Origin of the sequence: Alloscardovia criceti DSM 17774, from assembly GCF_000376885.1 — a bacterium.
GTDB classification, from domain to species: Bacteria; Actinomycetota; Actinomycetes; order Actinomycetales; family Bifidobacteriaceae; genus Alloscardovia; species Alloscardovia criceti.
Window position 1 is genome coordinate 1 of record NZ_AQXR01000004.1, and the last position, 25,488, is coordinate 25,488.

Consider the following 25,488-nt stretch of genomic DNA (forward strand, 5'->3'; position numbering starts at 1 on the left):
TCGGAGGTACTCTCCGCGACCAGGTTCTTCAGGTTCACAGCGGCATTGACATCTCGATCCACAGCAAGTCCGCAGTTATCACAAACAAAGACCCTTGTCGACAAAGCAAGCTTGGCTTTCACTTGCTTGCAACCAGAGCACATTTTCGAGGAAGGATAAAAGCGATTCGCTAGAACAACCTGACGTCCATACTTGTGTGCCTTATAAGTGATCATCTGGCGAATGAGGAAGAAATTGCTTTCGCCGATGCTTCGTGCCAGATGGTGGTTCTTCATCATGCCTGAGACATTAAGGTCTTCCAGGACAATGGTTGCATTGTCGCGTACGATCCTTGTTGTCGCCTCATGCAGATATGCCTCTTTCTTTCTGTTTGCCCGATAGAGGTGTCGAGCGAGTCTCTCTCGAGCTTTCGCTCGATTCTTCGACCCTTTCTTTTTCTTGGACACAGATCGTTGCAGACGCTGGGTCTTCCTTCGAATCCGAGGGATATCAAGCGGATTGTCTATCATCTCCCCTGTACTCAGCGTCATCAGATGGAAGATGCCAAGATCGACTCCGATCACATCATGTACAGAGAATCTTTCTGTATCGTCCTTGTCGACATGAAAAAGTACGGAAGCAAACCAGTAGCCTGCCTTATGACTCACGGTTATACTCGTGACCCTGCCTTCGATGTCCACGGGCTCAAGAAGATGAACCTTCCCTATCCGGGGGATATGAAGGTGGCTTCTGTCCTTGATATACATCCCGCTTGCTATGGTGAAAGACTCTTTGCTTCCTTTCTTCTTGAAACGAGGAAAGCCTTTGCCTGAAAAGAAGTTCCTGTATGCCTGAGCGACATGAAGGGCTGCGTTCGAGTACACTTCTTTGCTGTTCTCGGACCACCAGGGCGCAAGACGATCCTTGTTTCGATTCCACCATGCACGCAAGGAGTAATGAGTAAGGTTTATCTTCTCTCCTTGTTCGTATGCATCCTTGGTGTGTGCAAGAATGGCATTGAAGCAAAACCTGCTTGCGCCGCAAAATGACTTCAGCCTCTCCTCTTGCGAAGCAGTGGGGTCAAGTTTGACCTTGCGTACCACCAAGGATTCACTCATGTTCGGCTGCCTTCAATGCCTTCAAGGCACGGTTCTTCGCAGACCGTTTTCCATACAGACGCGCGCAAAAGGACGTAAGGACTTCGGTCATATCACGAACAAGATCGTCCTCCACTTCGTTGCCATCGACAACGATGATCCGCCTGCCTTGCGCCTGAAGGGCGCTCGAGATGAGAGTGAAGGACAGGCGTGAGAGTCGATCTCGATGCTCCACGATAATCGTCGTCGCTTCAGAATCCTGCAGAATCTGATTGAGTCTTTTGCGAGAGTCGTTCATTCCCGATGCAATCTCGGTGATCACTTCAACGTTTTCGAGATTCATGGAGTGGGCAAAGGCCTTAATGCGATCGGCTTGGCGTACAAGATCGCCTTTCTGATCAGAAGAGGAGACTCTTGCATAACATACGGTCTTCCCTGGTCCCTGAGGCTTCATCTCGGGCTCATATTTGGGATCATAGAGAAGGATGGAGTTTTTACCTGCATGGATGACTTCAACGCGTTCCGGCATCAAGCCTGCCTGGCACCAACGATAGACGGTTTGCGCTGTCAAGCCTTCTCTTTGCGCCCATTCTTTGACCTGCATAAGTCACCTCAACTCTCTTGATATACATATTATATCATGAGAAATCACAGGAAATCAAGTTAAAATGGTAACTGTTGATTACCCTACCACCCACCGCAATCCCGCTACACACACCACACCTCAGGGCGGCCACATGCGTGGCCAGCATACCCTGAGGCCTGGCGTGAGCGTGTTGGAGCAGTGAGATCACGGCGCGCGGCATTGCCGTAACTAACAGCGCAAGCGCTACAAGCGTGAACACACAACCCAGAAAGGAAAAACATCATGCCCAACCTCTCCAACGCCACAGGCACCATCACCATCACAGCAGAAAACGAAACCATCGCACGAACCTTCTTCAACGCCTACGACCATATCGCAAGCAACTGGGATTACGGCACCTATATCGATAGCAACGACCAAACAATCGATAGGACAGACAACCAATACTCCATCAGTGCGTCCTTCACAGGAGCAGGAAGATGGGCATACAGCGAAAACATCCCATGGACCTTCACCATCATCACCGATGAAAAATACCACGACAAACTCATCGAAGAAGAACTCACCATACTGAAAAACAGCACCATCAGCGTACTCTACGACTTCGAGGACTTCGAAGCAGGACAAGAACTCCTCTACACACAAACCGTGAAAACAACCTACAACAAGGGAGAAATCACCACCGAAGTACTTGAAAACACCGACCTCGACTACACCCTCGAAAACCTTCAAACCTACATCAGCAACGACTTCTACGGAACAACAACCTTCATAGAAGACATTAAAAACAATCCACAAAACATCCTTAACAACGCCAGCACCAATCTCAAAGAAAAACTCACCCCAATACTCACACATCCAATACTCACACAAGAACTTCTCACCAATATTCAAGAAAACCTGACCAACGACTACCCGGACTGGGAAAGAGAATACTGGCTCGACAACTGGGAAGATGACATCATCACACTCATTCCAACCAAATAAATAAGCCATGCCCCCTCGTGGTGTAACACACCAAACACGTGTCACACCACGACAACCGCAAGAAGAATGAACACAACACCACCACACAAAAAACGACGTACACTAACGTCCTATGCCACCACAGCAAAGGCAGGGACAACAAAAGACAAGAATCACGCCACCCCAAGAAGCAACATGCAAAAACCGCATCACGCCACCAAAAAAGCCCCATACATTGCCACTGAGAACAATGCGTGGGGCTTTCCTATTTTCTTTTAGTAAAGTTACCACGTCCGGGACGCTGAGCATTCCACGTGATAATAGTGGCTTTCTTCCAGCCTCGTGTCTTGCCGATACGCACATCAGGCTCAGGCAGTTTCAGCGTAGATAACGCTCCCTTGGTTATTCCAAGGAATTGAGCAACCTCGGTAAGACTCATATACTGTACAGTCATTAGTCCTCCTTGATATTCATCGCTACGACAAGCGAAAGCAAGGCACTAGCAGCGCTCAAACCCGCCGATACCGCCGGAAACCACCAGCCCGCAAAACTACCAACTAAAGCCACGGCACACGCAGCGTACGCAATTTGTTTCGTATACTTTTTCATAATCATGATAGGATGAATGGAAAGGACTACCTAGCCGAAGCTAGGTAGTTGCACGAATTACTTCTTATTTCGCTTATCGAAGTAATTCATCACCGCGATTACAACCGTAACAATTTGAGTAATCGCGGTGATTACTTTCCATAATATATCCATATTCACCTCCTTTCTTAAACCTACAATACAATCATAACACAATCATGCTCATGATGGGCGGGAAACGCCAAAAAGTGAGACAAAAAATCGCATGAAAACGTTGAAAAATAAGGCAAAGCACCACTTATAGTCCTATATGAGTGCTGTAATGGAAAGTCTTCAAGGAATACACACGGTGTCCCATCACCCGATAAGGAGAACAATATGTTTTACGTGCAAGCTACCTATAATCCGCTTACAGCTCTCGGCTATGAGCCCATCACAACATTTTGGGATGATTTCATCATAATCTACTTCATCAAGGATTACTAAAATAAGGCGTAAAAGACACAGAAAATCAATAAAAATGCGACACGCCGACACTTATAGTCTTAAAGTACGCTATAATGGAAGTATCAACAGGAAACCACAAGGTTCTCAACCGATACTTCCATACAACACTCATAGGAGATAAATATCATGGCAAAAACAAACCCAATGAAGGACATGGCAAGCAAGGTTGACGCCTTATATGACATTCGCTTCAAACTCAGTCCATCCGATGTAGGTGTGAAATCGTTCGACATCGTGGCGCAAACACTCCAGCATAGCGACGAAGAACTCATTCACAGCCTCCAAGCCCTCGGAGCTACCGAGCTGACCATTCAAGAACTCACTCTCTTCATCCAAGAAGACCTGCGCACAGTACGCTGGGAAGACTACTTCTTTGATGAAGACGGAAATCTGATGTAGCAGAGTAAACTTGTGTGGGCCGCCCCACTTGCAGTCTTAATATACGCTATAATAGATTGTAGGAAAGAGAATACAATCGGTGTTCTATCGGGAGAACATTATGAAGAACCAAACACTACCAGAACGCAATACAGTTCGCTTAACAGTGCAGCTAACCAAGACGGTAGAAATGAGTGACTCCGACGGTTGGGTACCACAACTGAGCTTCATTAAAGCCAGCCGCATCAATGACAACCAAGCCCATGCCATTGCCAGCGTGTGCAACACTGTGGAAAAGTTCAGAAGTGTACGCCTTGCTAACACCACGCACGTGCAATGGATAATCGGCGTCACCGACAGCTCAGACGCTGAACGCATCCTCGGCAGGTTCAACCTCGACGAATACGCCCACGTACCCACCATGTTCGAAGGCGCACTCACTATCACCCTCCAACGCCTCTAAAAAAACGCAGCGTGACTGACGGGCACATCGAGTACCCGCCAGCCACACCACCCACAAAAATAATTGAAAGGACGCTCTCATGCGTATGACCATTACACAAGCCATCGAAGGCAACCTCACTGACAATCACCGCTATTTCCCAGCCACCGACACCAAAAAAGCCATGCTGGAATTCATAATCGTATCTAACACCCGCTACCGTAATCAGCAAGGCGAATGGGTAGATGGTGACACCGACTACATTCCCGTACGCTTTTACGGCAAACTCGCAGACTCCTACGAAAACCTCTGGAAGGATACCAAGCTTGCTAAAGGTATGGCCGTCATCGCTGTCGGTCGATTCGATCCACGCCCACGAGTATGGATGGGCAAAGACAATCAACCCCACGCAAAAAACGTCTTCAACGCAGATCGCATCACCACAGACATCCTGCTGATGACCTCTCGGGAAGAAATCAAGCAAACCACCACGCCACCAGCACCAGTGGATGCCAACGGGCAATGGGTAGACGATGGATTCATCGACCCAGAAGACATGCCCTTCCTATAACTAAAAAGTAACAACCATACCAAAAGTGTGTGTGCATCATCATGAAATGATGCACACGCTCCGTCGTTTCATAAGAGGGAAGAACTTATGCCAAATCATCCATTCCATCCCATCAGGCCCGACCACAGTCGAGCTGACTTCAAAGCACTCAGAGAAACCCTCGGCGTACCACAAAAATGGTTAGCCGAACAACTCGACGTCAGTCTCAAAACCATGCAACGATGGGAAGACGAAAAAAATGAGAAATGGTATCAACCACCCGAACACGCATGGCAATTCTTAGAAAAAATTCAAACCCACCAACACGCACGCATCAACGAAACTCTCGCTCACGTTCACACCACTCCGCCCGCAAACAACACCATCACGCTCACCTACTACAGGCGCAGCGATAAACACAGCCTCGACTATCCCGTCGAAATCATGAACGCCACCATAAGAGCCACAGCACTCATCCTCACCCACCACGGCTACACCGTCACCTTCGCCTACACTAACTAACATGCAGCCACTGAAAGTGGCTACATGTCCTCTCGTTTCTTGTCTTTATGACAACACCGCCAGGCAACCATAAAAACAAGAAACGAGAAAACGGACATGGGTGTACGGTCGCGAGGCGACCCTACACCCATGACAATCTCATCCTGAATCTGCTGCTTCACAAAGCAGCAGATATTCTGAAGGAATGCCCTCACGGGCATCACTCTTCGAGTTTTTGTCAAATTTCTTGACCCCTTCCAGCGTAAAAGAAAAACTCACCCTGTCAAAAGAATTCGCGTGCCCATACGGTCACGCGGTTTTGACAGGGTGAGTTTTTCTTTTCCTCCTCCAGTGTTCAAGAAATTGAACAAAAAATAATCATTGACAGGAACAGAAGGATATAAGCGGTGTCCACGAGCAAAGGAAAAAATATTATGACTACCACAGTAGAATCCCGTCCAGCAGTCGAAACAATTATCATTAGCGAAGATACCACCATTACGGCAGACGCTCCTCACGTCCTCTACAAAGTTATTAACGGTGCACATGTCGCTGTGTACGGTTCGCACGATGTTCGTGCCCGCGAGCACAGCACCATCACTGCCTACGGATACTCGCGCATATGGGCATCTCACTCTATCGTGAATGCTGAAGGATCCAACATCGTTCAAGCATTCGACTCCACCGTATACGCAACAGGAAAATTCGCCGACAATGTGCGTGTCACCGCTTTCGGACACTCCGCCGTACATGTAGCAGGCACCAACACCGTGACAGCATTGAATACCACCACCGTATACGCCTACGACTCTAGCTACATCATTGCAGACGACTCCAGTACAATCAACTGCTACAAAAGCTATACAAAAACCCCATGCGTGCGAGTCAAAAATGAACACGTCACAATCAACGGCGAATGCGCACGCATAAACGAATACTAAAAACCACCACCACTAAGAAATACCCTCACAACCTTCAAAGCCTGTGAGGGTATTTCTATATCTGCATTGTCCCACCACCAGACGGCAACAAAAAACATAACACACCCACAACCCACAACCCAACCCCACACACCACACACCACACACACCACACACCACACACCACACACACCAAAAAATCCCAACCTACACACAACCAAAAAACCAAAAAAACAAACCACCAAAACAAAAAAGCTCAATATCACCAGTTCTAATGGACAAATGCACCCTACGGGTGCATTCTCCCTCGCAAAGCGAGTATTTACAAGGTCTTAGCCCTTGTAATTGCGTCAATGACGCAATTAAATCCCATCGATATCGATGAGCACACATCGAGGTTGTCATTACTAGTAGAAGCATATTCATTTCCTACAGCACAGAAAGGAAGAAACATGGCACGCAAACCACCAATGGAACCCGAAGAACGCACCTGTGAACAATGTGGCAAACCATTCGTAGTGACATCACGCAGACAACTTAAAAAACGATTCTGCAGTGACACGTGCCGAAAATACAACAACACTCATACACATCAAATGACAAATAATCGTGCACGTGATTTCGCCTATACGCAGCTCACTCTCAAAGATCTTGAACGAGAAAGCAGGATGCGCAGCATACTAGAAAAATCAGAACAACTAGAGAACACGAACCAGGCTCTCCGCAACACGATTGACGATATGACACTGATACTCACGCGCATGGTTACTACAGGATACCTCGCTGTGAACGAAAACAGTCCATCAGCACACCACTGGCACGCCATGCTCAACAGTGAAAATCAGAACATCGATTGGAAAGAAATACTTTCATCATCCGCAGATGGCTATAACCCTTATCAGCAAGGAGGATACCAAAATCAGACCACCATAAACAAAGCCCAACCATCCGTATCCGTCTCTCACGAACCAACACAATCTGATCCATATGAATTCATGAATGACGGATCCATCGAAATGTTCGACCTCGAATAAATCAGCCACACACAAAAGGAGAATCATCATGGCTATCAACTTTGAAGAACAAATCCACGCTTACGAAAAGCAAATGCAAGAACAAATCAAAGAACTCAAAGCCAAACAACAACGCTTCAAAGCACAACACAAGAAAATTGCAGCATTCGAAGCAAAGCTCGAAGACGATCTCAAGAAATACATGGACGTGTACGAAGAAATAAACACTTCAGGCATCACTGCAGCCGAATTAAGAGAAACAGGAATAGACGCGCCCTACGCAACTATACGACGCATCTACCAGAACCTGAACGCAGCAAAAAAAGAAAACGGAATGCCTACACAGCAGGAAAGTAATCAAGAAACTAACCAACCAACACAAACGCCAGTAGCAGAAGGAAATACAGCCACATATCAAGAAGAAAACCAAAACGAAGATAGCAATCATGACAGCGTGAACCAACAGGAATACGCTCCGCAAAACAACGAGTATGCGCCACAACAATATTAATAATCACTAGGGGAAAGAACTAGTAGGAGGATACGTCACGATGAGTATGACAATGAGAATTATCCACACGGGATACACCAAGTATCTCGAAGATAGTGTAAGTGATTCGATGCGCAACCTCTCCAGAGGTTTAGGCGTATCCTCCTACTACACACATGAAGGCAATCCACCAGGACGCTGGATGGGACACGGCCTAAACATGATTGGCAAACAAGAAGGTGACTATGTTGGTAAGACCGAACTCTTCACCTTCATTGAGCGAATGCAAGATCCAGAAACAGGACACAAGCTCGCGCCACACATCATCATGCGTGCCAAAGACCCACGCAACCCGCACAGTAACGCAACCGTGCTCGGCTATGATGCAACCTTCTCCGCACCAAAAAGTTTCAGTATCCTCTGGATGCTCAGCAACGAAAACGAACGCGCCCTCCTCGATGATATTTGGAATCAAGCGTTAGACGAAACCCTCACACAATTTGAAACCGACGCAGCCTATGGGCGTATGGGACATGGGGGAGTAACCCGTGTCAAACTCGAAGGCTTCAGCGTTGCAGCCTACCAACATTACACCAATAGAGATGGAGAACCCCACTACCATACACACGCAGTTATCAGTAACCTCGCCCGCAGAGATGACGGAACCATCGTCGCACTCGACGGGCGCACCATGCTCGCCGTCAAAGAACACATGAGTGTGCTTCACGCACAACGCTTACGCGATCTGCTGCATCAAAACCTCGGAGCAGAATGGGAACTTCGAGACGGACTCAACGCATCCATCACAGGTGCGAAAGTATGGGAAATGAAAGCCATACCCGACGAACTCATCAAAACCAGCAGCGAACGAACAGTCACCGTGAACGCCAAAACTAACACACTTGTAGAAAAATTCACCCACACGCACGGCAGACAACCCACGAACAAAGAATTAAAACAACTGCACCGTCAAGCCTGGAGTGCCACGCGAAAAACTAAAACAGAAGACACCATCAGTATCGATGAAGCCAAGAAACGACTAGTCACCAGTTTGGATACTCTTGGCTTAGATGCGCGCGAAGTTGTCGCCTCCGTCCAAACCGACAACACCAGCACACTCACCTATAACAGTATCGACCAGGATCACATTCTCGACCTGATCAAACCCGCAGTACACGCAACACTTGTCGATGAAACCAGCAGGCAAACAAGCAGCACACTAACTGATCAGGACACGAGAGAAGCATTCGAGCATCACACGGCAGCCAATCGAACAACATTCAGTCTGGCCCACATACTCGCTACCAGTCAAACCATGATAGATGGGCTCCACATGGATAGTCTGGCCGATAGTGTGCACGTCGCACAAGATGTCACACAGCAAACAATCCAACAATTCACGCCCATAACCGAAAACCGCTACCGCATACCCGAAGAACTCATCAACGATCCACGCTACACGACAACCGACGAGTTAGGACGCCTCTATTCCACACTCGACTTAAAACGAGGAACACCCTTGTATGCGTCAAACTCGCTCATGGCAGCAGAGAAAAACCTCCTGAACAACATTGACCTCGAACACGAACAACCGTTCATCACACGCACAACAGTCACAAAGTTGCTCGATAAATACAATGAGCAAGCAGCACACCCATTATCCGACGATCAGTATCAGGCAGCAGTGCGCGCCTTAACCACGCACAGGCAAATCTTCAGCATCATCGGTGCAGCAGGAACAGGAAAAACGACCACGCTCAAAGCCATGAAATACGTGATCGACCACGCCCACGGAGCAGGACATATCGTGGGAACCGCACCATCAACCAGAGCAGCACAAGAAATGCAAACCTCGATGAATATGAGTTGCGCCAACATAGCAGCCATCCTCACCGAACACAAATACCACGCGTTAGAAAACAATATCGAACGTCTCCACACTCTCATCGAAGATCCCCACACGACGAGCGCAGAGAAGAAAGCAGCTAGAACCCAACTCATTCGAGACATGGCCACGCTCAAGCAATACACCATCCCCGACAACAGCATCCTCATCGTGGATGAAGCAGGCATGGCAGCCACAACCGACCTCGCCCTGATCAGCCAACTCGCAGCAGAACACAACACGAGAGTCCTCTTCACAGGCGACCACATGCAACTCGGAGCAGTAGGAGAAGGAAGCGGCGCACTCTACGAAACATATTTGCAAGGCAAAAGCCACTACGCAGAACTGGCCACACTCTTCCGCTTTCATGATCAGCATGAAGCAGAAGTCACCCGCCACCTACGCGAAGGCATCACCAAAAAAGACGGCACCTACACCGCCATCAGCGAATACCGTGCCATGAACAGAATCCACGCCAGCAGTGATGAAGAAGTCATGCTCACCCAGGCCTACCAAGACACATTAGCTGATCTCGCGGGCGGGCAAGACGTAATCCTCATGGCCAGCGACAACAAAACAGTCAGTATCATGAATGAACAATTCACCCACGATCTCATGCTGCAAGGCAAAGTCGAAACCGACTACACCAAACGCCTCACCTTCGCCGACGGGGTAGCCTATGGCAAAGGCGACCACATCATCACCCGCCACAACACCAGCCGTAACATCACCACCAGCACGGGAGAACGCGTCACCAACGGAGATCACTGGACAATAGACCATATCGACTTCATCAGAAAACAAGTCCACGTCTCCAACCCACAAGAACACGAAACAGCCGAACTCCCATTCTGGTATGTAGAAAAATACGCGCAAGGCGGCTACGTGTCCACCATCCACCTCGCACAAGGATCAACCTACGATAAAGCACGCCTCATCATCGATGAAGACTCCCTGATGAACAGAGCAAGCCTGTACGTGGCACAAACCCGAGGAAAACAATCCAACGATATCTACATGCAACTCAACCCCCTCAACGATGCCGACAAAGCACAATGGGTAGCAGCCAAACGCACAGACTACGAGAAACAAGGCAAAAAACACTACGCCTGGAACACCACCAACCCAGACCCACAAAAGTATTACACCGACACAGACCTCCTACCAACCGATGACGAAAGAGCAGACGCCATCCTCAACAAAATCTGTGCCAGCACACCAACCGTGTTAGCCACACGCAGTCGTGACCAATACAACAAACAAACCCACTCCATCAGCACACTCCTCTCCGAACGCCGATACCTCCAATCCCTCATCGTCCAACACGACATGACCACCCACATGAAAAACACCTACAGTGAGCATGACATCGCAACAATCACGCAAGACTACCAATTCGCTCAACTCATCGACGCGTATGAGAAAGCCTATGTCATCAACCCCGACCAAGCCAACCAGATCATCACTGAACGCACCCACGGCAGCACACCCGTACACGCCTCAACCACAGACACCCACTTGTTCACACCTGCAGAACAAGGCGACAGTGTCAGTGTAATGATCAGGAAACTCAACACCATCAGCGCACCCTACCACGGAACACGAGTCCTCACGCCAAACGGGTACGCCACCAGGTATACGCCACAATTCATCACAGAAAAAACCGCAGCACAATTAGACATGCTCCATCAAGCCGACCGTATGCTCGACATGGCGCTCGAAGAACGCATTAATCAAGCATTCACACATCCGCTGCCATGGCAGCGCCTTCTGGCCAAAGATGAACGCACCCAAATCAGGGCCATGAAACAACACACCCACTATCGTGAACTGATGCGCAGCATCCTCATCTATCGCGCCTCGAACGATATCACCAGTGATTTCAGCCCCTTGGGCAGCAGAATCAACCGTATCCAGCAACCAACCTTAGCCGCATGGAGAATGAATCTGGCCAACCGCATGTACAACCTCCAACATCCCGATAAAACCACCAGATTCGTACCACGAAAAATAATGACCACCCTACCAACACCACAAACCAGTACCAAAGATGAGGTCACCATGAGTAAGAAAAACTATACGAAAATCACACGCCTGAACCAACGTATCTGGACCCACTACCGCAAAACAAGCGGCCACGCCACAGATATTCTGGCCGAAAAACACCACATCAACCCGAAAATTCTGGCATCCACAGGCGAACAGGGTAGCCTCTTCGCCTGGGCAGACGACCACGGAGTCACCATGCAAGAACTAGCAGACGCAGGACTCGTACAACACGTTGGCGGCAGCATCTGGAAAGAAACCAATCCAGCAAGCATCATCACCCCAATCAGAGACTCTAAAAACCGCATCATCGCATTCCAAGCCACCCCACAAAACAAGCCACTCAACTTCACCAGCCCAAGCCACACCACGCAAACCTACCAGCCACAACAAGGACTCTGGGGAATCAACGCTGCCACAAAAGAAACACTCACACTAACCCATAACGCGTATCTCGCAGGCAGTATCCTCGACGCTGCACAATACCAACACCAATCAAGTCCAGACAAGAAAGCAAACATATTCGCCCCAACACAAGGCAGCATCACTCGTGAACATCTCGACCATATCCGCCATCTGGCAGGCGGACACAACGTCACCTTCACACTCATAGCTACAGGAGACAAAGAAAACGATAAAAAAGTTCTCTCAGAAGCATTCTCCCAGATGAGCGAACAAGAAAGAGGAACAACACAAGTCATCATGCGCCACAAACCAACAGAAACAACCCCACACAATCAGGCAGAACAACTCACACCACTGTGGCAAGCATTAGCCGACCTCACACTGCCACAACACCTAACCCGATCAAGCGCAGTCGAAGAACACCTCAACATCGCCACCCTCATCATCGACCAACTGCCACGCAGCATGAGACAAGACAGCGACTATTACGTCCGCCACACCATCACCATGCAACTCAAAGCACAAGAAGCAGCAAAACAAACAGCAGCTATGTCTGCAGACAACACCATCACCACCACACCAACCATGAACTAGGAGAGTGTCCCAAAAACTAATGATAAAAACACAAACCTCAAAACACCTCTGAAACCACAAAACCCATCATCAATAATGTGTCAAAAAACGTACCAAAACCCAAAAATGGAAAACCATAATTATGGAACGTTAAAGACACATCTGAAACGAAGGAACAACCATGTTAGTCGGATACGCACGAGTCAGTACAAAAGAACAAAACATGAACCGCCAAATCGACCAACTCACCCAAGCAGGAGTAGACAAAAGAAACATCTACCAAGAAAAAATAACCGGCACCACCAAAAACAGACCAGAACTCACCCGTATGATCAATGAACTGCAAGAAGGAGACACCGTACTCATCGTCGAACTCTCCAGAGTCAGCAGATCTACCAAAGACATGCTCGACATCATCGACGACATCAAAAACAAAGGAGCACATATCAAATCACTACATGACACCTGGCTCGACACCACAGACGACAACCCCATGGCAGCATTCCTCCTCACCATCATGGCGGCACTCTCACAATTAGAACGCGACCAAATATCAAGCCGAGTCAAAGAAGGCCTCGCCGCAGCACGCAAACGAGGCCGAAAAGGAGGAAGACCATCCACACCAAATTCGAAAGTCGAAGCGGCACGCGCAATGCGCCAGGGCGGTATGACTATCAAATCCATAATGGAACAAACCCGGCTTTCCAGGTCAACCGTGTACCGCATCACCAAAGACTCTACACAGTAAAAACAAGGAAATCTGTCAATGCGAACAACAAGTTCGGATACTCTTAAATCCGAAAACAAGCCATTATGGGAATAAGGTGTGTTATCTCTTATAAATCTATTATTCTAGTTTTATAGAGAGGTAAGCAAATGGTGAATCGTGTTAGTTTTTTGAACCGTACTAATAAGAGGAGTGATGAGCCACTGAGCCAACTCAACATTCTTATCAGTAAAAAGCATCATCAAGCATTAAAAAAATATGCTGCTGCATCGTCTGAATCAATGAGCGCTATCGTGATGGCCTGGATTGAGGAAAAAACTAAGGATTTTCAATGAAATCACTTACCATCATTACCGCCAAAATCCACGATGATATCTACGAACGAATTGTTTCAGGCGAAAAGAAGTATGAAGTAAGAAATGATGACTTTAATAATGCTTCAATTATTCGTTACATCAGTGCCAGGACGGGGGAACAACTGGGCCTGTGGATAATCAAAGAAACGTTTACAGCTATGTCAACAGATCGCATAAATCTGAGTCGGTATGCAAGTGTGAATGAAAAACAATTAAATACATTATTCCCACAACTCCCTAAAAGAAACCTTCATATAGCACTGCTAGGGAAACAGATCAAACAGTACGATATTTTCAAGGAGGAAGATTATCAATGAATGAGATAGATAGTATTGTTAATCTGCCGTTTTCTTTCATAAATTTTCGAGACATATTTTTTGATAGTCTTCGGGAGCATTATGAAGAATTTGACGACTGGTATCAACGTAAATCTATAGCAGGAGAACGAGCATATGTAAGCTACGAAAACGGTCATGTCATTGCATTCCTGTATCTCAAGTATGAGGCAGGGATTGATATCACAACACAACCACAGTTGAGTAAAGCGCGCATAAAGATAGGTACCTTTAAAGTAGATTTCACTCATCATTCCAGTATTGGTAAGAGACTTCTCGCTATAGCATTACGAACATTTGCAGACAGCCAGTGCCCATATATCTATGTGACTACACATGATGCAGATCATACGAAAGGTTTGAGAACACTACTCCAGCAGTATGGTTTCATCAAAGAAGGAAATAAGGGAAAAGAAGAGTTGTGGATTAAACAGCGCCCACAGGAAAGTGCTGTCATCAAAGATGATCCTTATCTCGATTACCCATTTATCTCGTTGAACAAGGGATATAGAAACTACTACCTCCCCATTGCTCCTGAATACCACGCCTTAATGTTTAGTACTCGATTATCTACGGAGAAAGATGTCCCAATAGAAGATGTAGCCCGAGTAAATTCGATAGAAAAGGTGTATTTAGCCAATATGTCTTTCATCAATCAGCTAAAACGTGGTGATCACTTAATCATCTACCGTTCAGCGCCAAAAGATACCAATTCTGCCGCACATTATACTTCGGTTGTTAGCGCAGTTTGCACAGCCATAGAAACGAAAAATATACATGATTTTTCTAGCTATAACGACTTTTCTGCATATATAAAAGGGCGAAGTGTATTTACCGATGAGGAACTTCAGCAATTTTGGGATTCAAAAGAGTATAAATACATTGCACTTTTTGTAGAGAATTTTGCTTTTAAAATTCCATATCCAAACCGTAAGAAGCTCCTAGATAATCAGTTAATAAACAGGGGATATGTCGGCGGCCAAAAAATTAGTGATCAACAGCTTGATGAACTCATTCAATTAGGAGGACACGGTGAAAGCTTTGTTATCCATTAAACCAAAATATGTTTCAAAAATACTCTCGGGAGAAAAAAGATATGAATTTCGTCGTAAGATTTTCAAACGAGATGACGTGGATACCATAGTTATTTACGCGTCAGCGCCAGTACAACGAGTAGTCGCTGAAGCACGAATCAGTCAAATATTGTCGGCTACGCCTCAAGATATATGGGAAACAACATCCCACTATGGCGGGATAGAAAAAACCGCATTCATGCAGTACTTTCACGATACTCAAGAAGCACATGCTATTGAAATAGACTCCATACATCGCTTTGAAATGCCTATAACGCTCCACGAGTACGCTCCACACCTATCTATGCCACCACAATCATTTACATATATAGACACCACCAAAACAAGGTAATGACAACACATCAGAGACTCAACCAGAGAGGAACCGCTCAAATGGGACAGAATATGAAAGAGTCCATAGTGACTGAACATCTTTACCCCGCATCAAAGCCGAATTTAAAACATTGGGAGAGCCTGTAGTCAGTTTTCTAAGGGAGCAGAGTGTATTACTGAAAGAAAGGAGAAATGAGTAATGGCGAAAAAAGAAGTGATAACGGACCTCTGGGTTGCTAAGCAACTTGAAGAATGTGATATTTCGTTCGATGCGCAGGGTAGTTTTGTCAAGGAACTTGATGAAGCTCTAAAAACGGCATCGAAACGAGGTACGGGGAAAGCAGGCTACCCCGAGTATGTGGCGGTGGTAGGTGATTTTGTCCTTGTGATTGAGGATAAAGCTGATATTCATAAGCAAGTGAATTTGACCGAAAACGGAGTCATCGCCACGGATATGAAGTCTGTCACGAATTATGCCGTGAACGGTGCTTATTTCTATGGCAAGCATATTGCTCAGAACAGTTCATTCAAGAAGGTATTCGCGGTGGGTGTCTCGGGCAATGAAAAACATCATGTCATAACACCACTGTGGGTGGATGACCGCGAAGGCTATAAGATGTTACCGGACATCGAATCATTCGTGTCATTCTCAGAGAGCAACATCACAGAGTATTACACACGTTACGTGTTGGAAGAGGCCACCGATGTAGAGAAGACTACGGAGCAGATTCTCAAGGATGCTGCTGAGTTGCACGAGTACCTGCGTACGTACGGAACGCTGAAAGATCAAGACAAGCCACTTGTGGTGGCAGGAATCCTGCTTGCACTTGACGAAATAGAGTTCGGTGGCTTCAATGTGGACGCTCTCACAGGCGACCAACTGGCAGGTAACCGTGATGGCGATAAGCTGATGAATGCTATCAGGACTAGGCTGACTCGTTCCAACGTGGGTCCGGACGCGAAGAAGGACAAGCTTCTGTCTGAGTTCGCCATCTTACAAACTAGCTTCAGGCTGAACGAGGTCAACAATGTTCTTGGGAAGACGCCGCTGAAGTTCTATACTGAGTTCCTGTATGAGCGAGTGTTCAGGAATATTAAGTACCAGAAGACTTCTGAAGACTTTATAGGACGCTTCTATGGAGAGTTCATGAGCTATTCAGGTGGTGACGGTCAGACGCTAGGTATCATTCTGACACCGCGTCACATTACCGACCTGATGTGTGACTTGGTCGATGTAAGAGCGGACGATGTTGTACTGGATCCTACGTGCGGGACGGCGGGATTCCTGATTTCTGCGATGCATAGAATGTTGTCTATGGCTGAAACGGATGCTAGGAGGAAAAGCATCAAGAAGAAACAGCTCCACGGCTTTGAGCTACAGAGCAATATGTTCGCCGTGGCTGCGGCCAACATGATTTTACGACGTGACGGAAACAGTAACCTGCAATGCACAGACTTCTTGAATTTGAATCCAGCGCAGACACAGATGAAAGGCGCGACGGTGGGACTTATGAATCCACCTTACTCGCAGGGAACCAAGGCAGATCCAGACCAGTATGAGATGTCGTTCATCGAGCATCTGTTAGATTCCTTAACGGTCGGAGCAAGGGCAGCTGTTATCGTGCCCCAGTCGTCCATGACGGGCAAGAGCAAGGCTGAACAAGCGTTCAAGGACTCAATCATGAAGCATCACACGCTGGAAGGAGTTATTACCTGCAACACAGAGACATTTTACGGTGTCGGTGTGAACCCGGTCATTGCCGTCTTTACTGCACATGAACCGCATCCGAAGGACAAGGTTTGTAGGTTCGTTGACTTCAGGGACGACGGTTACGAAACAAGAGCACACATTGGGCTGGTTGAAGGGGATTCGGCTAAGGATAAGCGTCAGCACCTATTAGACGTGTGGTTCGGACGCGTCGAAGCACCGTCGAAGTTCTGCGTCGAATCCACTGTCCAGACGGAAGATGAGTGGTTGCATAGCTTCTACTATTTCAATGATGAGGTACCGACCGATGCCGACTTTGAAAAGACCATTGGCGACTACCTGACATTTGAGTTTTCGATGGTAATGCAGAACCGTGAGTATCTGTTCGAGAATGTGATTGGAGATAAACCAGATGAAGAAGCTTGATGAGAAGGAGTGGAACGAACGAACACTTGAAGATCTGTTTTTAGTAAAGGCAGGAAAACGTCTGACAAACGCAGATAAAATCGATGGCGATAGACCGTTTATCGGAGCCACGGATAATAATAACGGCGTGACCGGGTTTGTTGCTAACGAAAACTCCTCACTCGATCAGAATGTATTGGGTGTTAATTACAATGGCGCCCCATGCATTGCCTTTTACCATCCATACGAGTGTATTTTCACGGATGATGTCAAACGTCTTCATTTGAGACATCAGCCTGACCAAGGGACTGTATTGCTTTTTTTCAAGACTATTGTGATGCAACAACGCAATAAATACAGTTATGGCTATAAGTTCAAAGAAAAACGAATGCTTAGACAAAAGCTCATGCTTCCTGTGACGGATTCCGGCGAGCCCGACTATGACTACATGGAGCAATACTCCTACGAAATGGTAGAAACCATGCTCACGCGGTATAAGAAATATGTCGCTACGCAGTTATCCAATCTAAAATACAGAGAAATCCTCGCACTGGACGAGAAGGAATGGAGACCTATTTACATTTCGGATATGTTTGAATTTGTCAAAGGCCGTGAAAACAACATGGCTATGCTCGAAGATGGTGACATTCCTTTGATTTCCGCGAAAGCAAACAATAACGGACTAAAAGGGTTTGTCAATAGTCCGAAAAAGGTTATCGCTGGGCGGTGTATTACGCTAAATAACGATGGCGATGGTGGAGCTGGTCTTGCTTACTATCAGCCCGCAAACATGGCACTTGACACCCACGTCACAGCATTGATGCCAAATTTTAGTATGAGCATGTTCGCAATGTTGTTTATTGCTGAATGCATATCGGGATTGCATGGGTTCTTTGGGCATGGACTTTCAATCTCAAATCGGCGTGTAAAAAGAATACGAATCATGCTCCCCGTTACTGATTCGGGTGAACCTGATTACGAGTACATGGAGCAGTACGCCAAGAACATGATGGTGAGGAAGTATGAGCAATATCTAGCATTCCTAGACAAAAGAGAGGAAACGGATTGAACCCTGCCCGAGAAGTCGCGTTTACTTAAGTATGGATAAATCAGGAGTCAAAATTCGAGAGATTTCACAGGATTTGAATTTCAGGGACTTTTATTCTGCTAAGGAGCGCTAGAAAGTTTCAGGGTTCAGCGGTGCGGCGTGGGAACGCAGTTCCTCAGCAAGCTCACTGTCAGGTGTTTTTCCTTCAACGACATCCTGAATCCATTGATAAAGAGTATTTGCCAGAGGATTCGGAGTGTCCTTCATGTCTAAAATAATATCGTGTTTGTAAAGAAGAGAAAGGCAGGATATTACAGTGGTGCGTTTATTCGCATCAGGGAAGATATGATCATTGGCAAGATGAGAAGCAAATCGAGCAATCTGGTCAAAGATATCGACAAAACCATGATTCTGTTGAGGAGTCTGGGAAAAATAAACCCCAAAATTGGCTCGTATAACGGACTCTACATTCCCTTGTAGATTATCTTTTTTGACGCTTAATCCTTGCCCATCTTTTAGAATCTCCGCCTGCCATGAGCAGATTGTCTCCGCAAGTGAAACAATCTGCTCATGGGTAAATACGGCTGGCGGTGGACAAGGATCAATCATGCATCACCAAGAATACGCAACGTATTCTTAAACTGTTGCGTTGTCGAATTAAACGCTTCCGTCAAAGTACCTTGAATAATAGGGTACATGCGAGTATCCGAGGAAATCAAAATATCTGCTGTAGAAATGACGCGATGATGTTCTCCTGTATACACGCGCTTCCAAGCGCTACCTTCACGATGAGAATAATTCACCATGTCAAAGGCAGTCATCCAACCATACTTATCAAACACAGTATCAACAATGTCGCGGGCTTCCTCAGAATCCTCATAGGGAGGCGCCTGAAGAATCCGATTGCTACCATGAATCTTGAAAGTGTTATACACTTCTGGCTCAACTGGACCGTAATCCCAAGCCTCAATAACATCATCAAATAAAGGAGCATGAGGATTTCGACGCAAAGACTCAACCTGTGCAAAATAAACAAGTTTATTAAGAGTAAGGTTCGTTAAAGAAGCTACGCGACCGTAGCGATTGATAAACATAGAAGCGATATCAAGTGCTTTCACAACAAACCCCCTTACTTTGCTATAACTAAATTATACAATTCTACTTCTACATCTAAAACGTTTCAACTCAGAGGAAACGGAATTAAGGAAGATTTCTCACAGTGGCATAAGTCTATATTTTTCTCTCCCGAACGTCCAATATCGTTAATCGAGATATCTTTGTACAGTAAAGATAATGGACACGGAGGCAGAGGCGCTGGAACGTATTCCTAATACACAGAACGCATAGCTAACATTCCCAGTTCTCAGATTTATCCCGAGTATTACAATACTGCTACGATAAAAAAGGAGCTGAGATACACACGGTGTCTCACGAATCTCAAGGAGTAAACGATGAGTGAGTCTCGAGATCCTCGTAGTAAAGCTGATTTTAAGGCGTTGAGAGAGCTTGTAGGTTTAACTCAGTTTGAACTAGCCGAAGCATTGCATCTGGAAGTGCGCCAGATTAAACGCTATGAACATCCCAAAGGCTACCAGCCCACAACTAAAGCGTGGCATTTCCTAGACAAGCTGTTGGTCGAGCAAGACAAAATAGTTAAACGCTCTATTTCTATCGTGAAAGAAGTAGAAGAACTTCACGGTAAACAATCTGTGATCAAGATTCCGTACTACCGCAACCAGGCAGAGTATGAGGAGCATAATGGCCAAGGATGGGGATTTTACAGTGCGGAGAATGCGACAGCTCGTGCCACCGCTAACGCATTACGACTCATGGGATACGAAGTATCATTCCGCTACGTCGGGCCGAAAAACACGCCAACCATGAATACTGCAGACGAGGAATCTGAAGAATAACTCATGCAGTATCAGTGAAAGATAGAGTTTGGCCAAAAATGTACTTTTTTGGCCAAAAAATGATGTACTGCAGACAAAATGAAAGCCCTACCATGATGTGTGGTAGGGCTTTCTTGTTAGTTGTCGTCGCTCACATTATCCAGGATAGGATCCGTCATCAGCTCATCTACAAGGGGTTGATTATGCAGCGGGTTATTCGGGAACATGTAATCGTGGTCTGTTTTCCAGCCGTGGTGTTCCTCGTTTTCGCGGCGTTGGATGCGCTTGTGTGAGTAGTCTTCGTCGGGTGCTGGGCAGGTGCCTGTACCGCGATGATTCGTATAGTCCGTCCACTGCTTGATTTGGCTAATCGTGGTGGCTACATGGTCCACCCAATCGATCGGGGAGACTTGCTGGTTTTGCTTATACGCACTGACATAGCGTTCATACAAGGCATCCATGGTCATCATGAGCCACGCGTGCGTAGTCCAGCAAGTGGGGAGTGCGTCGTCCAACATGGGATTGATACGACACAACCAGTCGGTGAAGCGAATGACCCACCATTGCCGATCATCCACATTATTTTGGCTGGCTGGATCATACCAGTCGAATCGTCCGTATCGCACAACCTCGGGTGGATCATCGACACGGGGTTGCTTGTTTTGTACTGTTAACGGTGTGAGCATAACCATGATTATCGCGCCTGTTCTGGATTCTGAGTAGCGACTTGCTGTTCAGGAGTCATATCATTCTCACAAGTAGTGAATTGTTTTTGATAGTCCTGATACCAGTTACTCATATAATCGAACGTTTCTTTCTGATCCAACTTGGTCGTATCATACGAGAAGTCTTTTTGCATTTGCGCCAAGGTCATGCAGGAGTCGGGATAGCCGCCTTGTTCAACCATGAGAGAGGTCATGGCCGTGTCTCCCGCGGTCTGATTCATAATATAAACACCGAGAACCTGGTTGGCACCTGACCACATTTGCGCATCATACGCGGCTTGCGCTTGATTCAAATTATCAACATACTGCTGATACTCTTCATCCGTAATATCACCTTGAACATGCAACGCTTCTTGAATCGCTACCGTTAAATTGTTATCGACATCGTCCATCGGTGCCACGTATTGAGCACGATCAATGTTGAGAATTTCACTCATCGTTTCCTTCAACACAGGAGTAGGATGCGATTGCAAGGTAGCAGTCCAATCCTTACTCATCTGGGAAGCTAACGAGTGCAGCTTATCCGTATTACTCTGGTTTGACACATCAGGCACTACAGATTCCTGTTTCGGTGTCTCCACGGTGGCTGTCTGTGCGGACTGCTCAACGGTTGGGGTAGAGTTAAACGCTGCATAAATATAGGAATAAGCTGTCCATACGGCCAAAATGATAAAAATGGCTGCAAGGGTAGCAAGGATCTTATGTTTTTTGGCCCATTCATGGATTGTGTTTCTCATTATTCCTCACTTTCTCGTGGAGACTCATAGCCACGCTGCCAAAACGGGATGGTATGAATAAATCCTGGCCTATGACTCGTATGAAGGTTTAAAGCGTGCCCGTAGGGGATACGGCGTACTTCGTCGGGTTCTAACACGGCCACTTTGTCGCTTCTCGTGGAGCTGGATCCACCCATAAACAAATTCCCGTTGGCAGAATAGGATTCGTCTACACGTTTAACAATACGCTGCCCTGTGAGCAAACTAATCTCACGCAACTCACTATCAATGCTTAAACCACCCATAATGATCTTGTTCGACGATTCCCACATTTGCCCTTCCGCTTTCCCATACGCGTCTTCGGCTTGTTTCCTGGATTGAAAGAATGCGCATGACCAGATACCTTCACCTGTACCTGCAGTAAAAAGTTGTGGCAGTTCATGCCATGGTTCGATATTAGCTATCTCATCGAGTACCAGTGTGAGGGGTGGTTGGAGTCGGCCTGAATGTTTCGTAGGTGCTACCCTGCGTGCAGCGTCTCTGACTTGGGTGAGGAACATGGTCATGAATACGCCTGCACCTGCAGCGGACGCACCCGATGAGGGACGCAAAGGGGAGAGTAAATAAATCGTAGTGTTGGATTGGACGAACTGATCCAAATCAATCAAAGGCTCAGTATCCTGTGGGGTGACGGCTGTGCGCACTTGAGGCAGTGAGAGAGAAGAAAAGGCGCCTGTTACGCCCATCATTTTACTGTTACTAATACGCTGATCCTCACTAATGAGTACCTCGATGGTGGATGCCCAGAGTTGCGCGGTCGGGTTCTCTGGATGACGACGCAGGATACGTGCAGCGGTTTGACATGATTGCGCATTGTGACTCCACTGATACACATCCGCCAAGCTCAACTGATCCAAACCTGCGGCCAGAAGCAAGCCTTGCACAATATCAATGGCAGCGTTCGCCCAAGATTTGTTCTCGCCTTGAATCCCTACCGTGTTCACCATGCTTTCCGCACACGCCCTAGCCACCACGGGATCCTTACACAACGCGATAGGATTCCAATTCAACCGAGGTGGCAGTGATTCGTCCGTGTCGGGATTATCGCTGCCTGCCACGTTCATCGGATCAAACAGAAAACACTCACTAGGCCGTCCCGTTAAAGGCTTATGAACATTGAGAGTGGATGGGGTGTTTTGATACCTGTTCGGCACCTGCCACCCGTCACGCTTGAACGGATAGGTGGCGTCGATGATGTCGCGGCGCGAACTCGTGGCCACCACCGCACCTGGAGCCTCCATAATCAGAGGAATAACCACGCGCGTGGTTTTGCCGCTTCTCGCTGGCCCCAACACGTATAACGGTTGTTCGCTCGTAGCCCACACGTTCACCCCGTGGCATGTGCCGATAGAGACTCCCATCCATCTGGCGGGGATAGGCTGATTATCTGGCCATCCGTTGTCATGAAATTCCGGCAGCACATGCTCAGCCGCATGAGAGAGCGTTTGTGCAGACACGTGTTCAATCACATCCTGCTGATTCAACAATTCTTTCCTAGTAATGAGATCATCGCGGAAGCGTTCCTCGCTCTTGAAATACGCCCAAAACACGATTCCACCCACAACCAACAAAATCACACCCACCACGCCAAACAAGACAGCAAGAAAACGAGCATGGAGGATATAGGCGAAGAACCATATACATAAGCACAATAGTCCTGGAGCCGTGTAGGTAAACAGGGTGGCTTCGGGTTTGGCGAACATGCGAATAATACTCGTATGTTCCAGAAGGAAAAAACCGAAACGGGAAGCCAAAAACCTATCCCACACACGAATAATCGCCCGTTTACGTGTTTTGTGCTGTTCACTCGTAGTGAGCACGTCGATACCGACTCGACGCTGCGCTGAAATATCAACCATGCTTCTTGTAAGTCCTTTCTTAGCCTGCGCGTCCTGCACTTGTGTTGAAAATATCCCATGCGGTTTGACTCATGAGCGGATGCACGGCTTGGCGCAGACTGCTACCGACACGCCATAAACCCACACCTTGCGTGAGTTTGTCAATAATGCCTAATTCTTCCTCGGTAATATCAGGAATGAGGCGTTTCAACGTTTCTATACTGTTGGAGGATTGTCTGTACAGGATCATGGTTTCGCTTTTTGTCATGATGGATTCAATCATTTGACGAATGCCTGTGCCTTTATTCGCAAACGCATCCAAATCAGAGAGCTCATGCACGAGCAGCCAATTCGATACACCCAGCTCGCCTGATAGCCTCATACGTTTATCCCACCCTTGCACCAGTTCAGGGTTCGATAAGAGCCACCAGCCTTCTTCGGCGATGACGAGACGGAAGATACCGTCTTTGGTGTAGCAGATACGATCAATAGCAGCCGTCATAGCAGCCGTATACGTGGCACGTTTGACCTCATCATTATCATCGACACTACCCGTATTAAACACAATCAACGGTTTCGATGGATCAATACTAACGGTGGAAGCTTTCTCAAACGACCCCTTCAGCGCCCCATCTACCAAGCGGTTAAAAATAAGAATCAGTGAACCGATTGTACGATAGAGATCGTCAGCCTCTAACCCCTTGACCTGGAGTTGGCGGGAGGCAGGAGAGTCGAGGTAATCAACCACATTTTCTATCGTGGGTTGCTCAAACATGGCCGAAATAACACGTACGAGACTATCAATCGTGGCTTGCTCACGCATACTTAATTGTGCTTCGGGACGAATAGCTGCAGCTAAACCACGTAACGCGTTGACCCGTAAACTAATCACTTGCTCATCCCACACAGCCTGGTCGAAAGACTCAGGCCTCACTCCCGTATCTAACGGGTTTAAATACTGGCCGTTACCCACGCTAATGACCTGGCCGCCTACCGCGTCAGCCACGCGTGCCCATTCACCTTTTGGATCACCTTCGATAATCACGTTGCGTCCAAAGGAAATCTCGCGTACCGCCAATGTTTTCATACACATACTCTTGCCCGACCCCATCAAGCCTGCAATCATGCCATTGACCGAGGTGACCATGCCCGCCTTATAGGGAGCCCACGCATCATACTGAAAAGGCACACCGTTAATCGCATCCACACCAATAATCGGGCCTGTTAGTTTGCTTACTCCATGCGTCAAAATAGGGTAATCAACAGTTACCATTTTAACTTGATTTCCTGTGATTTCTCATGATATAATATGTATATCAAGAGAGTTGAGGTGACTTATGCAGGTC

At 47.0% G+C, this 25,488-nt stretch carries 27 protein-coding genes; 17 read left to right on the forward strand and 10 right to left on the reverse strand.

Annotation, left to right across the window (positions count from 1 at the left end; genetic code table 11):
• Both D570_RS0100045 and D570_RS0100050 read right to left on the reverse strand, forming a co-directional pair.
• The coding region (locus D570_RS0100045) for an RNA-guided endonuclease InsQ/TnpB family protein (protein WP_018142367.1) at nt 1-1,097 on the reverse strand (1,097 nt) is incomplete at its 3' end.
• Nucleotides 1,090-1,680 carry an IS607 family transposase gene (locus D570_RS0100050; RefSeq protein ID WP_018142368.1) on the reverse strand — a complete coding sequence of 197 codons (591 nt, stop codon included), beginning with the start codon at nt 1,678-1,680 and terminating at the stop codon, nt 1,090-1,092. The genes D570_RS0100050 and D570_RS0100045, both read right to left, overlap by 8 nt.
• Nucleotides 1,681-1,944: 264 nt before the next feature.
• Here D570_RS0100050 and D570_RS0100055 point away from each other — a divergent pair, with 264 nt between their 5' ends.
• Nucleotides 1,945-2,649 carry a hypothetical protein gene (locus D570_RS0100055; RefSeq protein WP_018142369.1) on the forward strand — a complete coding sequence of 235 codons (705 nt, stop codon included), beginning with the start codon at nt 1,945-1,947 and terminating at the stop codon, nt 2,647-2,649.
• Between the two features lie 244 nt (nt 2,650-2,893).
• Here D570_RS0100055 and D570_RS0100060 read toward each other — a convergent pair whose 3' ends face one another.
• Nucleotides 2,894-3,082, reverse strand: a complete 189-nt coding sequence (locus D570_RS0100060; RefSeq protein ID WP_018142370.1) for a helix-turn-helix transcriptional regulator — start codon at nt 3,080-3,082, stop codon at nt 2,894-2,896.
• Nucleotides 3,082-3,237 carry a hypothetical protein gene (locus tag D570_RS09370; RefSeq protein WP_156812177.1) on the reverse strand — a complete coding sequence of 52 codons (156 nt, stop codon included), beginning with the start codon at nt 3,235-3,237 and terminating at the stop codon, nt 3,082-3,084. Before D570_RS09370 ends, D570_RS0100060 begins: the two co-directional genes overlap by 1 nt.
• A 612-nt stretch (nt 3,238-3,849) precedes the next feature.
• Here D570_RS09370 and D570_RS0100080 point away from each other — a divergent pair.
• The 15 genes from D570_RS0100080 to D570_RS09450 all read left to right on the forward strand — a co-directional run bounded on the left by D570_RS0100080 (nt 3,850) and on the right by D570_RS09450 (nt 18,932).
• Nucleotides 3,850-4,122 carry a hypothetical protein gene (locus D570_RS0100080; protein WP_018142374.1) on the forward strand — a complete coding sequence of 91 codons (273 nt, stop codon included), beginning with the start codon at nt 3,850-3,852 and terminating at the stop codon, nt 4,120-4,122.
• Nucleotides 4,123-4,267: 145 nt separating this feature from the next.
• Nucleotides 4,268-4,564: a hypothetical protein gene (locus D570_RS07965; protein WP_169331199.1), complete on the forward strand. Its 297-nt coding sequence runs from the start codon at nt 4,268-4,270 to the stop codon at nt 4,562-4,564.
• Nucleotides 4,565-4,649: 85 nt separating this feature from the next.
• Nucleotides 4,650-5,114: a single-stranded DNA-binding protein gene (locus D570_RS0100090; RefSeq protein ID WP_245531832.1), complete on the forward strand. Its 465-nt coding sequence runs from the start codon at nt 4,650-4,652 to the stop codon at nt 5,112-5,114.
• An 87-nt stretch (nt 5,115-5,201) separates the two neighbouring features.
• Nucleotides 5,202-5,615: a helix-turn-helix domain-containing protein gene (locus tag D570_RS0100095; RefSeq protein ID WP_018142377.1), complete on the forward strand. Its 414-nt coding sequence runs from the start codon at nt 5,202-5,204 to the stop codon at nt 5,613-5,615.
• 413 nt (nt 5,616-6,028) lie between these two features.
• Nucleotides 6,029-6,535 carry a hypothetical protein gene (locus D570_RS0100105; RefSeq protein ID WP_018142379.1) on the forward strand — a complete coding sequence of 169 codons (507 nt, stop codon included), beginning with the start codon at nt 6,029-6,031 and terminating at the stop codon, nt 6,533-6,535.
• Nucleotides 6,536-6,966: 431 nt separating this feature from the next.
• The gene (locus D570_RS07970) at nt 6,967-7,548 is read left to right on the forward strand and encodes a hypothetical protein (protein ID WP_018142380.1); all 582 of its coding nucleotides are present in this window, start codon (nt 6,967-6,969) and stop codon (nt 7,546-7,548) included.
• 28 nt (nt 7,549-7,576) lie between these two features.
• The gene (locus tag D570_RS0100115) at nt 7,577-8,038 is read left to right on the forward strand and encodes a hypothetical protein (RefSeq protein WP_018142381.1); all 462 of its coding nucleotides are present in this window, start codon (nt 7,577-7,579) and stop codon (nt 8,036-8,038) included.
• Between the two features lie 40 nt (nt 8,039-8,078).
• The gene (gene mobF, locus D570_RS0100120) at nt 8,079-12,947 is read left to right on the forward strand and encodes a MobF family relaxase (protein ID WP_026181723.1); all 4,869 of its coding nucleotides are present in this window, start codon (nt 8,079-8,081) and stop codon (nt 12,945-12,947) included.
• Between the two features lie 160 nt (nt 12,948-13,107).
• On the forward strand, nt 13,108-13,674 hold the full coding sequence (locus D570_RS0100125; protein ID WP_018142382.1) for a recombinase family protein: 567 nt from the start codon (nt 13,108-13,110) through the stop codon (nt 13,672-13,674).
• Nucleotides 13,675-13,802: 128 nt separating this feature from the next.
• Entirely contained in the window at nt 13,803-13,988 is a 186-nt protein-coding gene (locus D570_RS0100130; RefSeq protein WP_018142383.1) for a hypothetical protein, read from the forward strand.
• The gene (locus D570_RS0100135) at nt 13,985-14,326 is read left to right on the forward strand and encodes a hypothetical protein (RefSeq protein WP_018142384.1); all 342 of its coding nucleotides are present in this window, start codon (nt 13,985-13,987) and stop codon (nt 14,324-14,326) included. The genes D570_RS0100130 and D570_RS0100135 overlap by 4 nt, the downstream gene beginning before the upstream one ends.
• Entirely contained in the window at nt 14,323-15,399 is a 1,077-nt protein-coding gene (locus D570_RS0100140) for a hypothetical protein (protein WP_018142385.1), read from the forward strand. The genes D570_RS0100135 and D570_RS0100140 overlap by 4 nt, the downstream gene beginning before the upstream one ends.
• Nucleotides 15,377-15,769 (forward strand): ASCH domain-containing protein, encoded by a 393-nt coding sequence (locus tag D570_RS0100145; RefSeq protein WP_018142386.1) that lies wholly within the window; start codon nt 15,377-15,379, stop codon nt 15,767-15,769. Before D570_RS0100140 ends, D570_RS0100145 begins: the two co-directional genes overlap by 23 nt.
• 180 nt (nt 15,770-15,949) lie before the next feature.
• Nucleotides 15,950-17,884, forward strand: coding sequence for an HsdM family class I SAM-dependent methyltransferase (locus tag D570_RS0100150; protein WP_018142387.1), 1,935 nt, complete (start codon nt 15,950-15,952; stop codon nt 17,882-17,884).
• Entirely contained in the window at nt 17,871-18,932 is a 1,062-nt protein-coding gene (locus D570_RS09450) for a restriction endonuclease subunit S (protein WP_018142388.1), read from the forward strand. Before D570_RS0100150 ends, D570_RS09450 begins: the two co-directional genes overlap by 14 nt.
• A gap of 108 nt (nt 18,933-19,040) precedes the next feature.
• Here D570_RS09450 and D570_RS0100160 read toward each other — a convergent pair whose 3' ends face one another.
• Nucleotides 19,041-19,520, reverse strand: a complete 480-nt coding sequence (locus D570_RS0100160) for a Fic family protein (RefSeq protein ID WP_018142389.1) — start codon at nt 19,518-19,520, stop codon at nt 19,041-19,043.
• Nucleotides 19,517-20,029, reverse strand: a complete 513-nt coding sequence (locus D570_RS0100165; protein WP_018142390.1) for a Panacea domain-containing protein — start codon at nt 20,027-20,029, stop codon at nt 19,517-19,519. The genes D570_RS0100160 and D570_RS0100165 overlap by 4 nt, the downstream gene beginning before the upstream one ends.
• 333 nt (nt 20,030-20,362) lie before the next feature.
• On the opposite strand from D570_RS0100165, the gene D570_RS0100170 reads away from it, so the two are divergent.
• On the forward strand, nt 20,363-20,824 hold the full coding sequence (locus tag D570_RS0100170) for a helix-turn-helix domain-containing protein (RefSeq protein WP_018142391.1): 462 nt from the start codon (nt 20,363-20,365) through the stop codon (nt 20,822-20,824).
• A gap of 116 nt (nt 20,825-20,940) precedes the next feature.
• Here D570_RS0100170 and D570_RS0100175 read toward each other — a convergent pair whose 3' ends face one another.
• From D570_RS0100175 to D570_RS0100190, 4 genes are read right to left on the reverse strand one after another with little or no spacing between them, the layout of a single operon-like run.
• Nucleotides 20,941-21,495 (reverse strand): hypothetical protein, encoded by a 555-nt coding sequence (locus D570_RS0100175; protein ID WP_018142392.1) that lies wholly within the window; start codon nt 21,493-21,495, stop codon nt 20,941-20,943.
• Nucleotides 21,496-21,497: 2 nt separating this feature from the next.
• Nucleotides 21,498-22,265, reverse strand: coding sequence for a hypothetical protein (locus D570_RS0100180; RefSeq protein WP_018142393.1), 768 nt, complete (start codon nt 22,263-22,265; stop codon nt 21,498-21,500).
• Nucleotides 22,265-24,163: a type IV secretory system conjugative DNA transfer family protein gene (locus tag D570_RS0100185; RefSeq protein ID WP_018142394.1), complete on the reverse strand. Its 1,899-nt coding sequence runs from the start codon at nt 24,161-24,163 to the stop codon at nt 22,265-22,267. The genes D570_RS0100180 and D570_RS0100185 overlap by 1 nt, the downstream gene beginning before the upstream one ends.
• 19 nt (nt 24,164-24,182) lie before the next feature.
• Nucleotides 24,183-25,415: a hypothetical protein gene (locus tag D570_RS0100190; RefSeq protein ID WP_018142395.1), complete on the reverse strand. Its 1,233-nt coding sequence runs from the start codon at nt 25,413-25,415 to the stop codon at nt 24,183-24,185.
• Nucleotides 25,416-25,488: the final 73 nt, after the last annotated feature.

What these genes read in the sequence shown, in the direction of transcription:
- D570_RS0100050 (WP_018142368.1), bottom strand. Translation starts at nt 1,680, where the DNA reads ATGCAGGTCAAAGAATGGGCGCAAAGAGAAGGCTTGACAGCGCAAACC.
- D570_RS0100055 (WP_018142369.1), top strand. Translation starts at nt 1,945, where the DNA reads ATGCCCAACCTCTCCAACGCCACAGGCACCATCACCATCACAGCAGAA.
- D570_RS0100060 (WP_018142370.1), bottom strand. Translation starts at nt 3,082, where the DNA reads ATGACTGTACAGTATATGAGTCTTACCGAGGTTGCTCAATTCCTTGGA.
- D570_RS09370 (WP_156812177.1), bottom strand. Translation starts at nt 3,237, where the DNA reads ATGAAAAAGTATACGAAACAAATTGCGTACGCTGCGTGTGCCGTGGCT.
- D570_RS0100080 (WP_018142374.1), top strand. Translation starts at nt 3,850, where the DNA reads ATGGCAAAAACAAACCCAATGAAGGACATGGCAAGCAAGGTTGACGCC.
- D570_RS0100090 (WP_245531832.1), top strand. Translation starts at nt 4,650, where the DNA reads ATGACCATTACACAAGCCATCGAAGGCAACCTCACTGACAATCACCGC.
- D570_RS0100095 (WP_018142377.1), top strand. Translation starts at nt 5,202, where the DNA reads ATGCCAAATCATCCATTCCATCCCATCAGGCCCGACCACAGTCGAGCT.
- D570_RS0100105 (WP_018142379.1), top strand. Translation starts at nt 6,029, where the DNA reads ATGACTACCACAGTAGAATCCCGTCCAGCAGTCGAAACAATTATCATT.
- D570_RS07970 (WP_018142380.1), top strand. Translation starts at nt 6,967, where the DNA reads ATGGCACGCAAACCACCAATGGAACCCGAAGAACGCACCTGTGAACAA.
- D570_RS0100115 (WP_018142381.1), top strand. Translation starts at nt 7,577, where the DNA reads ATGGCTATCAACTTTGAAGAACAAATCCACGCTTACGAAAAGCAAATG.
- mobF (WP_026181723.1), top strand. Translation starts at nt 8,079, where the DNA reads ATGAGTATGACAATGAGAATTATCCACACGGGATACACCAAGTATCTC.
- D570_RS0100125 (WP_018142382.1), top strand. Translation starts at nt 13,108, where the DNA reads ATGTTAGTCGGATACGCACGAGTCAGTACAAAAGAACAAAACATGAAC.
- D570_RS0100130 (WP_018142383.1), top strand. Translation starts at nt 13,803, where the DNA reads ATGGTGAATCGTGTTAGTTTTTTGAACCGTACTAATAAGAGGAGTGAT.
- D570_RS0100135 (WP_018142384.1), top strand. Translation starts at nt 13,985, where the DNA reads ATGAAATCACTTACCATCATTACCGCCAAAATCCACGATGATATCTAC.
- D570_RS0100140 (WP_018142385.1), top strand. Translation starts at nt 14,323, where the DNA reads ATGAATGAGATAGATAGTATTGTTAATCTGCCGTTTTCTTTCATAAAT.
- D570_RS0100150 (WP_018142387.1), top strand. Translation starts at nt 15,950, where the DNA reads ATGGCGAAAAAAGAAGTGATAACGGACCTCTGGGTTGCTAAGCAACTT.
- D570_RS09450 (WP_018142388.1), top strand. Translation starts at nt 17,871, where the DNA reads ATGAAGAAGCTTGATGAGAAGGAGTGGAACGAACGAACACTTGAAGAT.
- D570_RS0100160 (WP_018142389.1), bottom strand. Translation starts at nt 19,520, where the DNA reads ATGATTGATCCTTGTCCACCGCCAGCCGTATTTACCCATGAGCAGATT.
- D570_RS0100170 (WP_018142391.1), top strand. Translation starts at nt 20,363, where the DNA reads ATGAGTGAGTCTCGAGATCCTCGTAGTAAAGCTGATTTTAAGGCGTTG.
- D570_RS0100175 (WP_018142392.1), bottom strand. Translation starts at nt 21,495, where the DNA reads ATGGTTATGCTCACACCGTTAACAGTACAAAACAAGCAACCCCGTGTC.
- D570_RS0100180 (WP_018142393.1), bottom strand. Translation starts at nt 22,265, where the DNA reads ATGAGAAACACAATCCATGAATGGGCCAAAAAACATAAGATCCTTGCT.
- D570_RS0100185 (WP_018142394.1), bottom strand. Translation starts at nt 24,163, where the DNA reads ATGGTTGATATTTCAGCGCAGCGTCGAGTCGGTATCGACGTGCTCACT.
- D570_RS0100190 (WP_018142395.1), bottom strand. Translation starts at nt 25,415, where the DNA reads ATGGTAACTGTTGATTACCCTATTTTGACGCATGGAGTAAGCAAACTA.